This is a genomic window from Pseudomonas thivervalensis (assembly GCF_001269655.1).
In the GTDB taxonomy this organism is placed as follows: Bacteria; Pseudomonadota; Gammaproteobacteria; order Pseudomonadales; family Pseudomonadaceae; genus Aquipseudomonas; species Aquipseudomonas thivervalensis.
This window is the reverse complement of record NZ_LHVE01000018.1, coordinates 82,885-95,460: the sequence shown is the minus strand read 5'-3', so window position 1 is coordinate 95,460 and position 12,576 is coordinate 82,885. Positions and strand designations below refer to the sequence as shown.

Annotated in this window: 12 protein-coding genes; 3 read left to right on the top strand and 9 right to left on the bottom strand. The window is 62.3% G+C overall.

What is annotated here, in order from left to right; all coding sequences use genetic code 11:
- Positions 1-47: 47 nt before the first annotated feature.
- The 4 genes from arfA to leuS form a co-directional block, all read right to left on the bottom strand.
- Positions 48-212 (bottom strand): alternative ribosome rescue factor ArfA, encoded by a 165-nt coding sequence (arfA, locus tag AD659_RS24170; protein ID WP_030140368.1) that lies wholly within the window; start codon positions 210-212, stop codon positions 48-50.
- A gap of 309 nt (positions 213-521) precedes the next feature.
- Positions 522-1,559: a DNA polymerase III subunit delta gene (gene holA, locus AD659_RS24165; protein ID WP_053125648.1), complete on the bottom strand. Its 1,038-nt coding sequence runs from the start codon at positions 1,557-1,559 to the stop codon at positions 522-524.
- 40 nt (positions 1,560-1,599) lie between these two features.
- Entirely contained in the window at positions 1,600-2,205 is a 606-nt protein-coding gene (locus tag AD659_RS24160; RefSeq protein WP_053125646.1) for an LPS-assembly lipoprotein LptE, read from the bottom strand.
- Positions 2,206-2,295: 90 nt separating this feature from the next.
- Complete coding sequence (gene leuS / locus AD659_RS24155; RefSeq protein ID WP_053125644.1) at positions 2,296-4,902, bottom strand: leucine--tRNA ligase; 2,607 nt, start codon at positions 4,900-4,902, stop codon at positions 2,296-2,298.
- Between the two features lie 292 nt (positions 4,903-5,194).
- Here leuS and AD659_RS24150 point away from each other — a divergent pair, with 292 nt between their 5' ends.
- Positions 5,195-5,515, top strand: coding sequence for a hypothetical protein (locus AD659_RS24150; protein WP_053125642.1), 321 nt, complete (start codon positions 5,195-5,197; stop codon positions 5,513-5,515).
- Between the two features lie 103 nt (positions 5,516-5,618).
- Positions 5,619-6,380 carry a YdcF family protein gene (locus tag AD659_RS24145; protein WP_053125640.1) on the top strand — a complete coding sequence of 254 codons (762 nt, stop codon included), beginning with the start codon at positions 5,619-5,621 and terminating at the stop codon, positions 6,378-6,380.
- A gap of 183 nt (positions 6,381-6,563) precedes the next feature.
- Here AD659_RS24145 and lnt read toward each other — a convergent pair whose 3' ends face one another.
- The 5 genes from lnt to miaB all read right to left on the bottom strand — a co-directional run bounded on the left by lnt (position 6,564) and on the right by miaB (position 12,001).
- Positions 6,564-8,087 carry an apolipoprotein N-acyltransferase gene (gene lnt, locus AD659_RS24140; RefSeq protein WP_053125638.1) on the bottom strand — a complete coding sequence of 508 codons (1,524 nt, stop codon included), beginning with the start codon at positions 8,085-8,087 and terminating at the stop codon, positions 6,564-6,566.
- 27 nt (positions 8,088-8,114) lie between these two features.
- Positions 8,115-8,954 (bottom strand): CorC family transporter, encoded by an 840-nt coding sequence (locus AD659_RS24135; RefSeq protein WP_003205870.1) that lies wholly within the window; start codon positions 8,952-8,954, stop codon positions 8,115-8,117.
- A 40-nt stretch (positions 8,955-8,994) separates the two neighbouring features.
- A complete protein-coding gene (gene ybeY / locus AD659_RS24130) occupies positions 8,995-9,453 on the bottom strand; it encodes an rRNA maturation RNase YbeY (protein ID WP_053125636.1) in 459 nt (152 codons plus the stop codon).
- Positions 9,446-10,456, bottom strand: coding sequence for a PhoH family protein (locus AD659_RS24125; protein WP_053125635.1), 1,011 nt, complete (start codon positions 10,454-10,456; stop codon positions 9,446-9,448). The genes ybeY and AD659_RS24125 overlap by 8 nt, the downstream gene beginning before the upstream one ends.
- A gap of 216 nt (positions 10,457-10,672) precedes the next feature.
- Complete coding sequence (gene miaB / locus AD659_RS24120; RefSeq protein ID WP_161951742.1) at positions 10,673-12,001, bottom strand: tRNA (N6-isopentenyl adenosine(37)-C2)-methylthiotransferase MiaB; 1,329 nt, start codon at positions 11,999-12,001, stop codon at positions 10,673-10,675.
- 133 nt (positions 12,002-12,134) lie between these two features.
- Between miaB and AD659_RS24115 the strand changes: the two genes are divergently transcribed.
- Positions 12,135-12,464 carry a DUF1820 family protein gene (locus AD659_RS24115; protein ID WP_003185742.1) on the top strand — a complete coding sequence of 110 codons (330 nt, stop codon included), beginning with the start codon at positions 12,135-12,137 and terminating at the stop codon, positions 12,462-12,464.
- Positions 12,465-12,576 lie beyond the last annotated feature (112 nt).

Here is a 12,576-nt window from a genome sequence, read left to right as displayed (position 1 = left end):
GTGCTGACCTTAACATGCGAAAGGGGCGTAGGGCTTGTCCGAGTGTTTCAAGCAGCCAGAAAGCAAGAAGCCTCCCAGTTGTCAGACTGGAAGGCTTCGCGGCGGTAGCTGCCTTTGCCCTTGGCGGGTCGTTCCTGGCGGCTGCGGAACAGGGGCTGGGCGACGATGGACTTGGCTTTGTTGGGGCCATGCCTGGATGGCTTTTTGCTCATGATGGGATCTCTCGTGGGGGTGGTTTTGCGGGGCAAATCATGGGACAGAGTGGGATGGTTGTCCAGTCCCTGCATTGCGCAGGAAGTTTCAAGGATGGTAAGGGACATTGTGGCTGGAGCGCTTTTGTGGCGAGGGAGCTTGCTCCCGCTGGGCTGCGCCTGTAGGAGCGTAGGAGCTGTCGAGTGCAACGAGGCTGCGACCTTGTCCCAGGCAATTGAGTCGCAAGCGAAAAATCAAGATCAAAAGATCGCAGCCTTCGGCAGCTCCTACCCCCAGCGGGAGCAAGCTCCCTCGCCACAGATATTGTGTTATTCAGCGGGCAAAGGGAGTCGCTGCCCAGCCATCAACAACGACAACCGACTGAGGCTCATCCACGGCGAGCCGGCGGCCTGGCCCTTGATCTGCGCATCGATGCGCTGGGCTTCGAGCAGCAATTGCGCCCAGCGCGATGCGGAATAACGTTGCAGGGCCTTGCTCATCAGGGGTTTGCGTTTATCCCAGACGGGCGGGCGGGCCTGGCTGAAGGCTTTGTCCAGCGGGACGCCCTGGCTGTACTGCAGGGACAGGTTAGCCAACAAGCGCAGTTCCCGAGCCAGGGCCCAGAGGATCACCGGCGGCTCGACGCCTTCGCCCCGCAGGCCCTCGAGCATGCGCAAGGCGTGGGCGGCTTCACCGTTGAGGATCGCATCGGTCAGCCCGAAGACATCGAAGCGCGCACTGTCGGCCACGGCGGCCTGCACCGTTTCCACGGTGATCTGTCCGCCCTCGGCCATCAGCTTGAGCTTTTCGATTTCCTGGGCCGCGGCCAGCAGGTTGCCTTCGACTCGGGCGGCAATCAGCTCCACCGCGTCCTGGCTGGCCGAGAGACCGGCCTGGGACAGGCGCTGGCGGATCCAGCTGGGCAACTGGCTGACGTCCACTGGCCAGATCTGCACGAACTGGGTCTGCTGACCTTCGACCAGGGCCTTGCCCCATTTGGTCTTCTGCGCGCTGCCGTCGAGTTTCGGCAGGCTGATGAGCAGTACGGTGTCCTCGGCCGGCCGCGAGCAATATTCGATCAGGGCCGCAGCGCCCTTGTCACCGGGTTTGCCGGACGGCAAACGCAGTTCCAGCAGGCGTTTTTCAGCGAACAGCGACATGCTCGCCCCAGCCTGCAGCAGGGTACCCCAGTCGAAACTGGCGTCGGCGGCGAAGACCTGGCGTTCGTCGAAGCCCTGCTGGCGGGCAGCAGAGCGGATGGCGTCGGCGGCTTCCTGGCACAGCAGCGGGTCATCGCCGCTGATGATATAGACCGGCGCGAGGGCGCCTTGCAGGTGTTTGCCGAGTTGGGCGGGAGCGAGCTTCATAAAGAGAAGGCGAGCGGGGCGCCGGAGCGCCCCGCAAGGCTTATTCGGCCGGGATCTGCATCGGCGACTGTTGCGGCGTTTCCGCTTCAGCCTTGCGCGCTGCTTCCAGGGCTTCGGCTTCCGCTTTGGCGCGGGCGTCGGCGGTCTGTTGCAACTGTTCCAGTTGGGCCGGGTTCAGCTGTTGCAGACGCAGTATCATGCGCTGTACGAGTTCACGACGCATTTCGTTGCGTACTTCGATGGACTCCTGGTCGGAGCCGGCGATGTTGTTGCCGTCGTGCAGGTAGACCTTTTGCACTTGCAGCTTGTCGTCCAGCAGCGACAGGTCGTTGTGGCCACGGATCTCATAGCTCAGCACGTTGGTCAGCTCGTATTCGGCCGAACGACCGGCACCGGCATAGCTCAGGCTGCGCTGGCTTTGTTGTTCACCGGCCAGCACCAGCTTGTACGGCGCGCCGCTGTAGACCTTGACGCCGCTGTTTTCCAGGGTCTGGCGCAGCATTTTCACGGTTTCGCCATAGGCGTCCCGTGCGCTGAGGTCCAGTTCCTTGATCGCCAGCTCGGTGGTGCCGGTGCCGCGCAGTTGGAAGCCGCAGGCGCTCAACAGGACCGCCAGGCCCACTACCAGCAGATTACGTTTGATCATCTTGTTGCTCCCCTTGAACCCTATGGGGGTCGACCATGCGACCCCGCAGGTTGTATTCGGCGCCAGGCTTGAGCCTGGCGCCCGATCCAATTAGCTTGCGACGATGTTGACCAGTTTGCCGGGCACGACGATCACTTTGCGAATCGTCAGGCCATCGACAAAGCGCAGCACGTTTTCATTGGCCCGCGCCGCGGCTTCGACTTCTTCGCGTGTGGCGGCGGCCGGCATCTCGATCTGGCCGCGCAGCTTGCCATTGACCTGGATGACCAGGGTCAGGCTGTCCTGCACCAGTGCGGTTTCATCCACCAGCGGCCAGCGGGCGTCGATCACCGGGTCAGCGTGACCCAGTTGATTCCATAGCTCGTGGCTGATGTGCGGTGTGATCGGTGCCAGCAACAACGTCACGGCTTCCAGGCCTTCGTGAACCAGAGCGCGATCCTGCTCGGTGCCTTGGGCGGCTTTTTCCAGCACGTTCATCAGCGTCATCACCTGAGCGATGGCGGTGTTGAATTTGTGGTTCTGGCCGACGTCATGGCTGGCCTGCTTGATGGCCAGGTGGATCGAACGACGAACGGCTTTCTGCTCGTCGTTCAGGCTGGCGACGTCCAGTTTGCCCGGCAGGCCCTGGGTGACGTGCGCCTGCGCCAAGCGCCAGACGCGCTTGAGGAAGCGGTGCGAGCCTTCGACGCCCGAGTCGGACCATTCCGCGCTCATGTCGGGTGGCGAGGCGAACATCATGAACAGGCGGCAGGTGTCCGCGCCGAACTGGTCGATCATCGACTGCGGGTCGACGCCGTTGTTCTTCGACTTGGCCATTTTCTCGGTGCCGCCGATTTCCACCGGCAGGCCGTCGGCGATCAGCTTGGCGCTGATGACCTTGGCCTTGCTGTCGCGCTCGAGCTCGACGTCGCTCGGGTTGAACCAGGTGTAGGCACCGTTGGCTTCGCGACGATAGTAAGTCTCGGCGATCACCATGCCTTGGGTCAGCAGGTTCTTGAACGGCTCGTTGGAGCTCACCAGGCCTTCGTCGCGCATCAGCTTGTGGAAGAAACGCGCATAGAGCAGGTGGAGGATGGCGTGTTCGATGCCACCGATGTACTGGTCCACCGGCAACCAGTGGTCAGCCGCGGATTTTTCCACCAGGCCGCCTTCATAGTGCGGCGAGGCGTAGCGGGCGTAGTACCAGGAGGACTCGACGAAGGTGTCCATGGTGTCGGTTTCACGCTTGGCCGGTGCGCCGCATTTCGGGCAGCTGCACTCGTAGAACTCGGGCATGCGCGCCAGGGGCGAGCCGGCGCCGTCGGGTACGACGTCTTCCGGCAGGACCACGGGCAGTTGATCTTCCGGCACCGGTACGTCACCGCAGGTGTCGCAGTGCACGATCGGGATCGGGCAGCCCCAGTAGCGCTGGCGGCTGATGCCCCAGTCGCGCAGGCGGAACTGGGTGCGCGAGGCACCGAGGTTCTTCTTGATCAGGGCGACTTCGATGGCATCGAACGCACCGACGAAATCCAGGCCGTTGAACTCGCCGGAGTTGATCAGCTCGCCGTGCTCGCCATAGGCGTCAAGCCAAGGTGCCGGGGTCTGGTCGCCGGCGCTGGTGCGCACGACTGGTTTGACCGGCAGGTTGTACTTGTGGGCGAATTCGAAATCACGCTCGTCGTGGGCCGGGACGGCCATGACCGCGCCGTCGCCGTAGTGCATCAGCACGTAGTTGGCGACCCACACCGGCAGTTTCTCGCCGGTGAGCGGGTGCTCGACGAACAACGACGTCGGCAGGCCTTTCTTCTCTTGGGTGGCGACGTCGGCTTCGGCAACGCTGCCGCCCTTGCATTCGGCGATGAACGCCTGCAGCTCGGGGTTGTTCTGTGCCGCCAGGGTGGCCAGCGGATGCTCGGCGGCCACGGCCACGTAGGTGGCGCCCATCAGGGTGTCCGGACGGGTGGTGAAGACTTTCAGCGTGCCGGCTTCGCCAATGGAGGCGACGTCATACGGGAACTGCACTTCCATGCCCCGGGACTTGCCGATCCAGTTGCGCTGCATGGTCTTGACCTGCTCGGGCCAGCCGGTCAGCTCGTCGAGACTCTCCAGGAGCTCATCCGCGTAGGCAGTGATCTTGAAGTAGTACATCGGGATCTCGCGCTTTTCGATCAGCGCGCCGGAGCGCCAGCCGCGACCGTCGATCACTTGCTCGTTGGCCAGTACGGTCTGGTCCACCGGGTCCCAGTTCACGGTGCCGTTCTTGCGGTAGATCACGCCTTTTTCGAACAGGCGGGTGAACAGCCATTGTTCCCAGCGGTAGTAGTCGGGCTTGCAGGTGGTCACTTCGCGGGACCAGTCCACCGCCAGGCCCAGGCTGCGCAGCTGGGTCTTCATGTAGGCGATGTTTTCGTAGGTCCACTTGGCGGGCGCCACGTTGTTCTTCATCGCGGCGTTTTCCGCCGGCATGCCGAAGGCGTCCCAACCCATGGGTTGCAGGACGTTCTTGCCTTGCATGCGCTGGTAGCGGGAGATCACGTCGCCGATGGTGTAGTTGCGCACATGCCCCATGTGTAGCTTGCCGCTGGGGTAAGGGAACATCGACAGGCAGTAGTAAGTTTCCTTGCCTGGCTGTTCACTGACTTCAAAGGACTTTTGCTCGTCCCAGAACGACTGGGCGGCGGCTTCGATTTCACGGGGCTGGTAGTGTTCGTGCATGGCTACTTTTGTACTGAATGGGGTGGCCCAATCCTCTTCGTGGCGATGCTGGACGCAGACGACGCCGAATGCGGCGTTTTCGATGCCCAGCCAAGCTGGAAGTGGAGTTACAGGAAGCGCCGTAGCATACATGACCGCGCTCTACCGAGGGAAACCCTGATTGCGTGCTGGCCATCGACGACCGCTGGCGAGGACCCGTGTTCAGGGCCGTTGGTCGCGGCGCCCTGCCGGTTTGCCCAGCGAAGCTAAGCTTCTCAATGGGGAGTGAGTCTTATCTTCAATGAGGTGAGGGATGGTTGAATCACAACGAAAAGTCGCTACACCTGAGTTGTATGAAAAACTGATCGATCGTCTCGGGGTGGCCCTGGACGCTGCAAGAACCGCCGGTCGCTTGCGTGATGAACGTCCGGCAGAGCTGGAACTGCGCGGCTTGAGCCCCGCAGAGTTCGAACTGGTCAAGGCTTACCTCGAGCAGGTCGGACATCAACCCCCCACCAGTGGGGCCCAGGTACTCAAGCGTCTCGATGCGCCCCGTTCGGCCAAGGTTGTATGGCTCAAGGACCGGACGCCCGACAAGGATGCTGTAAAGGTCCGGTCACTGCAGTTCAAGTAACGCCGGATTCACGCGTGTCGCTTTTTTCGATTCAAGGTTTTTTCGAATCTGTTGTCGCTTTGCGTCAACCCACCTAGGCTTCGGGCATCTATGGAGATGCCCGATGCCGTTTCGCTATTTCATCAAACAACTTTTATTGCCGCCCGGCATTCTCTTGCTGCTGTTGGCGCTCGCCTGGTGGTGGCGCAACTCACGGCCGCGCCTGGCCCGCTTGTGTTTCGCCGTGGGCCTGGGCGGCTTCTGGCTGATGAGCCTGCCGGTGGTGGTGCAGTGGAGCGCCAAGGCCTTGGAACGCGAACCGCCGTTGCTGCGCAATGAATGGGCGACCCTGGCCCAGCGTGCCGACGCCATCGTGATATTGGGTTCCGGTCGCGAGCGCGGCGACCCGGCCTGGGGCGCCGACCAGCCCACCGGTGTCGGTCTCGAACGCCAGCGTTATGCGGCGCGACTGGCCAAGGCTTCGGGCTTGCCCGTGCTGACAACCGGCGGCTTGCACTACGGCACCCCGCCCAGCGAGGCCATGCTGATGGCCGACTCGATGCGTGAGGATTTCGGTGTCGATGTGCGCTGGCAGGAGGGGCGTAGCCGCACGACCTGGGAAAACGCTCAAATGAGCGCCGAGATCCTGTTGCCGGAAGGTATCAAGCGAGTCGTGGTGGTCACCCAGGCCTGGCACATGCCGCGGGCGGTCTGGAGTTTCGAACGCTCGGGGTTTGAAGTGGTGCCGGCGCCGGTCGGTTTCCTGGGGCAGGACAATGCCCGGCCACTGGGCGGCTGGATGCCGGAGTTCAAGGCGATCTGGCAGTCCGGGCAGTTGATGAACGAGGCGGTGGGGTTGGTGGGGTATTGGTTGTTCTACCGCTGAGTGGTATTGCGGCAAGTGCAATTATCCCGCGGGAACGCACCTGTAGGAGCTGTCGAGCGGAGCGAGGCTGCGATCTTGTCCCAGACAATTGAGTCGGGAGTGAAAGATCAAGATCAAGATCAAAAGATCGCAGCCTTCGGCAGCTCCTACAGAGTCCAGCAGGAGCAAGGATTATCGAAAACCTTAAAGGGTCTTGGCCATCCGTCCTGCCATCAACGCCCAGCCCAGCAGCAACACGCACAAAATGATCAACGGCCACGAGCGCCATTGCAGGTATGGGGTCAGCTCGTGCATCGGCACCACTTCGCCGTACAGGATGCCGCGCTCGAATTGCGGGATCTGTGCGGTGATCTGGCCGAAGGGGTTGATCAGGCCGGTCACGCCGTTGTTGGTGGCGCGGATCATCCAGCGGCCGGCTTCCAGGGCGCGCATCTGGGCCATTTGCAGGTGTTGCAGCGGGCCGATCGAGGTGCCGAACCAGGTGTCGTTGCTGATGGTCAACAGCAGGTCGCTGCGCGCCGACAGGCTGGCGGCAAATTCCGGGTAGACCACTTCATAGCAGATGAACGGCGCGATCTGGTAACCCTTGGCTTGCAGCAGCGGCTGGTCGGCCGGGCCCCGGGCGAAGTCCGACATCGGCAGGTCGAAGAAGGCGATCAGGCCGCGCAGGAGGTCCTGTAGCGGCACGTATTCGCCAAACGGCACGAGTTTCTGCTTGAGGTAGGTACCGTCACCTTCGCCGGTCACGGTGATGCCGTTGTAGTAACGCTTCTCGTGACGCACCAGTTGCCGGATCGGCACGCCTGTGATCAACGCCGACTGCCGCTCGGCGGCGAAGCTGCCCATCATGTCCAGGTAGCCCTGGGCGGAATCCTTGAGCACTGGCACCGCGGTTTCCGGCCAGATCAGCAGGTCGACGCGCTTGGAAGCAAAACTCATGTCGCGGTATAGCGCCAGTTGCGCGTTGAGCTGCTCGGGGTCCCACTTCATGCTCTGTTCGATGTTGCCCTGGATCGCCGCGACGCTCAGCGGGTCGCCCGAAGGGCTGGTCCAGGCGTGGCCCTTGAGTGCCATGCCGGCCACCCATGGGCCGATCAACAGCAACACGCCTGCGGCAATGAAGCCTTTGCGGGCGCCGCGGATCATCCGGGGCGCGTTGTACAGCAGCGCGGCGGTCAGGGCCAGGGTGAAGGAAATCAGCCACATCCCGCCCAGCGGCGCGAGACCGGCCAGGGGGCCGTCGAGCTGGCTGTAACCGGAATACAGCCATGGGAACCCGGTGAGGAACCAGCCACGAAACGCTTCCTGGCCCAACCACAGTGCAGCGAACGCCAGGGCATCGGCCAGTGGCGCCTCGTTGCGGCGCAACCAGCGCGCCCACAGCCAGGCGGGCAGGGCGAAGAACCAGGCGATGGCGGCGATAAACAGCAGCATCAACAACCCGGCGAGCAGCACCGAGGCGCCGCCGAAGTTATGGATGCTGACGTAGATCCAACTGGTGCCGGCGCCAAACAGGCCAAAACCGAAACACCAGCCGCGGCCCAGGGCCTGGCGCGGCGAGAGTTCGCGCAGCCCGGCATAGAACAAGCCGACCGCCAGCAATGCCAGCGGCCAGAGGTCGAACGGCGCCAGGGCCAGGGTGGTGATCGCACCGGCCACCACGGCCAGCAGGTTACCGGGCCAGCCGGGGCGGGTTATCCAGCGCATTTTTGTCCTTAGCGGGTCTTGAAAGGGTTATCGGCCAATGGGTGACAGGCGCAGCAGGTGAATCCGGCGGCTGTCGGCATTCAGGATGCGGAAGCGCCAGGAGCCGATTTCCGTGGTTTCGTTGCGCTTGGGCAGGTGCCCGAAAGCACTCATCACCAGGCCGCCGACGGTGTCGAACTCATCGTCGGAGAATTGGCTGTCGAAGAATTCGTTGAAGTTCTCGATCGGCGTCAGGGCCTTGATCAGGAAATCGCCGCTGGGCAGTGGCTTGATGTAGCTGTCTTCCTCGACGTCGTGCTCGTCCTCGATGTCGCCGACGATCTGCTCGAGCACGTCTTCGATGGTGACCAGGCCGGCCACGCCGCCGTATTCGTCGATGACGATGGCCATGTGGTTGTGGTTGGCGCGGAATTCACGCAGCAGCACGTTCAGGCGCTTGGACTCGGGCACGAAGGTGGCCGGGCGCAGCAGGTCTTTGATGTTGAAGCTGTCGCCGTTCTCCTGGAGGATCAACGGCAGCAGGTCCTTGGCCAGCAGCACGCCCATGACGTCATCATGGCTCTCGCCAACAACCGGATAGCGCGAGTGAGCGGAGTCGACCACGGCGGGCAGGAATTCACGCGGGGTCTGGGTCGCCTTGATGCTGACCATTTGCGAGCGCGGGACCATGATGTCCCGGACTTGCAGGTCAGCGACCTGGATGGCGCCCTCGACGATGGCCAGCGCTTCGCTGTCCAGCAGTTTGTTCTGGTGTGCATCGCGCAGCAGCTCCAGCAGCTCCTGGCGGTTTTTCGGCTCATGGGCAAAAGCCTGGGTGAGCTTGCCCAGCCATGACTTCTGCCCGTTGCTCGATCGATCTTCGCTCATAGCGATTACTCTGAATCCTTTATCGTTACAGGTTGATGTATCAGTGTTCGTCGCCGGCGTAGGGGTCGGGATGACCCAGCTCTGCAAGCAACGTTCGTTCCAGAGCTTCCATTTCTTCGGCTTCGTCATCTTCTATATGGTCGTAACCCAGCAGATGCAAGCAGCCGTGAATCACCAGATGAGCCCAGTGGGCTTCAGGGGGCTTGTCTTGTTCCGCCGCTTCACGCTCCACCACCGGGACGCAGATCACCAGGTCGCCCAGCAGCGGGATGTCGAGCAGTTCGTCGGGAACGTCGGCGGGGAACGACAGCACGTTGGTGGCGTAGTCTTTCTGCCGCCAGGTGTGGTTCAGTTCGCGGCCTTCGGGCTCATCCACCAGGCGGATCGTCAGCTCCGAGTCGGCGCTGCGCTGGCGCAGGGCCAGTTCGCACCATTGGCGGAACTGGGCTTCGCTGGGGGCGGCGTGTTCACAGGCCACTTGCAGGTCGAGTTCAAGCATTGCGGCCAGTGCCTTTGCTGTCGGCCGATGCTTCCTCGGTGCGATTCTCGAAACGCTCGTAGGCTTCGACAATGCGCTGTACCAATGGATGGCGCACGACGTCCTTGGGCATGAAGTGCGTGAAGCTGATGCCCGGCACGTCCTTGAGGACCTGGATCACGTGGTTCAGCCCGGACTTGGTGCCACGGGGCAGGTCGACCTGGGTGATGTCCCCGGTGATGACGGCGGTGGAGCCGAAGCCGATCCGGGTCAGGAACATTTTCATTTGCTCGACCGTGGTGTTCTGGCTTTCGTCGAGAATGATGAAGCTGTTGTTCAAGGTCCGGCCGCGCATGTAGGCCAGCGGTGCGACCTCGATGACCTGGCGCTCGATCAGCTTGGCGACGTATTCGAAGCCGAGCATTTCATACAGCGCGTCATAGAGCGGACGCAGGTACGGGTCGATCTTCTGGGCCAGGTCGCCGGGCAGGAAGCCGAGTTTTTCACCCGCTTCGACCGCCGGTCGCACCAGCAGGATGCGCCGCACCTGTTCGCGTTCCAGCGCATCGACGGCGCAGGCCACGGCCAGGTAGGTCTTGCCGGTACCGGCCGGGCCGATGCCGAAGTTGATGTCGTTGCCGAGGATTTCCTTCACGTAGCGCTGCTGATTCAAGCCGCGCGGGCGAATCATGCCTTTTTTCGTGCGCAGGGCCACGGCAGGTTCCGACGGGGCGTGGTTGTCGAGTTCTTCGACAGCCGACTCCTGGAGGAACAGGTGGACCGTATCCGGCGACAGCTCGCTCCCCTTGGTTTCCCGGTAGAGACGGCGCAGCAGGTTTTCCGCGGAGGTGGTGTGCTTGGGTTCGCCGATCAGTTCGAACTGGTTTCCGCGGTTGCGGATCTCGATGGCCAGGCGCTGTTCGATCAAGCGCAGATGCTCGTCGAATTGCCCGCACAGATTGGCGAAGCGGCGAGCCTCAAAGGGCTCGAGAATAAAGCGATGTGGTTCGATGGGTGCGTTCAAGGTCGTTTTTAGCCGCCCAGGGGCAATTAAGGTGAAATCAAGGATAACGCCAGTAGGCTGGGTGCGAAAGCTCTTAAACAGGCGAATCTGATCACAGGGCTTGGCACGGCCACTGTGGGAGCGAGCTTGTCGCGATGGGGGCCCCACATTCAACATAAGTATTGACTGTCATGCCGCTATCGCGAGCAAGCTCGCTCCCACAGGGGGGTTGTGTAGCTATTGGATCAGCGAACCACGCAGGGAGTGCGGTTGCGCGGCGTCGATGTGCACGTCGGCGAACTGGCCGATCAGGGCCGGGGTGTCGCAGCGGAAGTTGACGATGCGGTTGTTTTCGGTACGCCCTTGCAGCTCGCCCGGGTCTTTTTTCGAATAATCGGTCACCAGAATCCGCTGCACGGAGCCGACCATTTGTCGGCTGATTTCGAAACCTTGCTGGTTGAGACGGTGTTGCAAGGCGTTGAGCCGTTCTTTTTTCAGTTCTTCCGGGGTGTCGTCCGCCAGGTCGGCCGCCGGGGTGCCAGGGCGCTGGCTGTAGACGAAGGAATAGGAAAAGTCGAAGCCCACGTCTTCGATCAGCTTCATGGTCTGCTGGAAGTCTTTCTCGGTTTCGCCAGGGAAGCCGACGATAAAGTCCGAGCTGATGCAGATGCCCGGCACTGCCGCGCGCAACTTGCGCAGCTTGGATTTGTACTCCAGCGCCGTGTGGTTGCGCTTCATGGCCGCGAGGATCCGGTCGGAGCCCGACTGCACCGGCAGGTGCAGGTGCTTGACCAGCTCGGGAACCTCGGCGTGGGCCTGGATCAGGCTGTCGGAGAACTCCAGCGGATGGGAGGTGGTGTAGCGGATGCGGTCGATGCCGTCCACCGCCGCCACCACACGGATGAGTTCGGCGAGGTCCGCCAGGCGCCCGTCATGGGTCAGGCCGCGATAGCCGTTGACGTTCTGCCCCAGCAGGGTCACTTCGCGCACGCCGTTTTCCGCCAGGTGGATGATTTCGGCGATCACGTCGTCGAACGGCCGGCTGACTTCTTCGCCGCGGGTATAGGGCACCACGCAGAACGTGCAGTACTTGCTACAGCCCTCCATCACCGACACGTAGGCGCTGGGGCCGTCGATGCGCGGTTCGGGCAGGTGGTCGAATTTTTCGATTTCCGGGAACGAGACGTCCACTTGCGGCAATTTGGTGCTGCGGGCGGCGTCGATCATCTCTGGCAGGCGGTGCAAGGTCTGCGGGCCGAAGACCACGTCCACGTACGGTGCGCGATCACGAATGGCCGCGCCTTCCTGGCTGGCCACGCAACCGCCCACGGCGATGACCATTTCCGGGTTGGCCAGCTTCAGCTCGCGCCAGCGGCCGAGCTGGGAGTACACCCGGTCCTGGGCGCGTTCGCGAATCGAGCAGGTGTTGAGCAGGATCACGTCCGCGTCTTCGGCGCGGGCGGTGACTTCCAGGGCCTGGTGTTCACCCAGCAGGTCGACCATGCGCGAGCTGTCGTACTCGTTCATCTGGCAACCGTGGGTTTCGATGTAAAGCTTCTTGGCCATGGACAGAGTCATCACGTGATTCAAAGAACCGCGCATTATAGGGAACAAGTCCCCCGGTTCCTACCGCTGCGCGAGCAGTGGCTATGCTATAGTTCGCGCCCTCATTTTTACCCGCCGATGTGTTTCGCCAGCCATGACCAAACGTGAAGCTCCAATCTACAAGGTGATTTTCCTCAACCAGGGCCAGGTGTTCGAAATGTACGCCAAGCAGATCTATCAAAGTGATCTGTGGGGCTTCCTGGAAGTGGAAGAGTTCGTCTTTGGCGAGCGCACGCAAGTGGTCGTCGATCCGAGCGAAGAAAAGCTCAAGGCGCAGTTCGAAGGCGTGGTGCGCAGCTTCGTGCCGATGCACTCGATCGTGCGCATCGACGAAGTCGAACGCCTGGGCACCCCGAAAATCAGCGAAGCCCGCGGCGCGGTCGGCAATGTAATGCCGTTTCCGATGCCGATGCCTGAGAAGTAAGACTGTCGATAAGTTGAGCGCAGTCTTTTGTGGCGAGGGAGCTTGCTCCCGCTGGGCTGCGCAGCGGCCCCAAGATCTTGCGGTCGCTGCGCAACCGAGCGGGAGCAAGCTC

Bases quoted from the DNA above. Each gene is read 5' to 3' on its own strand.
- arfA (WP_030140368.1), bottom strand. From the start codon at position 212: ATGAGCAAAAAGCCATCCAGGCATGGCCCCAACAAAGCCAAGTCCATC.
- holA (WP_053125648.1), bottom strand. From the start codon at position 1,559: ATGAAGCTCGCTCCCGCCCAACTCGGCAAACACCTGCAAGGCGCCCTC.
- AD659_RS24160 (WP_053125646.1), bottom strand. From the start codon at position 2,205: ATGATCAAACGTAATCTGCTGGTAGTGGGCCTGGCGGTCCTGTTGAGC.
- leuS (WP_053125644.1), bottom strand. From the start codon at position 4,902: ATGCACGAACACTACCAGCCCCGTGAAATCGAAGCCGCCGCCCAGTCG.
- AD659_RS24150 (WP_053125642.1), top strand. From the start codon at position 5,195: ATGGTTGAATCACAACGAAAAGTCGCTACACCTGAGTTGTATGAAAAA.
- AD659_RS24145 (WP_053125640.1), top strand. From the start codon at position 5,619: ATGCCGTTTCGCTATTTCATCAAACAACTTTTATTGCCGCCCGGCATT.
- lnt (WP_053125638.1), bottom strand. From the start codon at position 8,087: ATGCGCTGGATAACCCGCCCCGGCTGGCCCGGTAACCTGCTGGCCGTG.
- AD659_RS24135 (WP_003205870.1), bottom strand. From the start codon at position 8,954: ATGAGCGAAGATCGATCGAGCAACGGGCAGAAGTCATGGCTGGGCAAG.
- ybeY (WP_053125636.1), bottom strand. From the start codon at position 9,453: ATGCTTGAACTCGACCTGCAAGTGGCCTGTGAACACGCCGCCCCCAGC.
- miaB (WP_161951742.1), bottom strand. From the start codon at position 12,001: ATGGCCAAGAAGCTTTACATCGAAACCCACGGTTGCCAGATGAACGAG.
- AD659_RS24115 (WP_003185742.1), top strand. From the start codon at position 12,135: ATGACCAAACGTGAAGCTCCAATCTACAAGGTGATTTTCCTCAACCAG.